Source organism: Paraburkholderia ribeironis, assembly GCF_900019265.1.
Lineage (GTDB): Bacteria > Pseudomonadota > Gammaproteobacteria > Burkholderiales > Burkholderiaceae > Paraburkholderia > Paraburkholderia ribeironis.
Map to the genome: position 1 here is coordinate 109,810 of NZ_CYGX02000019.1, position 318 is coordinate 110,127.

Annotated in this window: 1 protein-coding gene; it reads left to right on the forward strand. The window is 69.2% G+C overall.

All coding sequences use genetic code 11. The annotated features are described in order from the left end of the window. Nucleotides 1–318: pyridoxal-phosphate dependent enzyme (locus BN2475_RS35430; protein WP_425435501.1), on the forward strand; the 318-nt coding region annotated here is incomplete at both ends.

Below are 318 nucleotides of genomic sequence, written 5' to 3' on the forward strand. Positions count from 1 at the left end.
TGAAGGTCGACGCGGTGCGCGCGCACGGCGGCCCGACCGTCGAGGTGGTGCAGTACGGCGAGTCGTACAGCGACGCGTACGCGCACGCAGTACAGGTGCAGGAAGAGCGCGGCCTGAGCTTCGTGCATCCGTTCGACGATCCGTACGTGATCGCGGGCCAGGGCACGGTCGCGATGGAAATCCTCAGCCAGCACCAGGGGCCGATCCACGCGATCTTCGTGCCGATCGGCGGCGGCGGGCTGGCCGCGGGCGTGGCCGCGTACGTGAAATCGGTGCGCCCGGAGATCCGGGTGATCGGTGTGCAGACCGACGACTCGT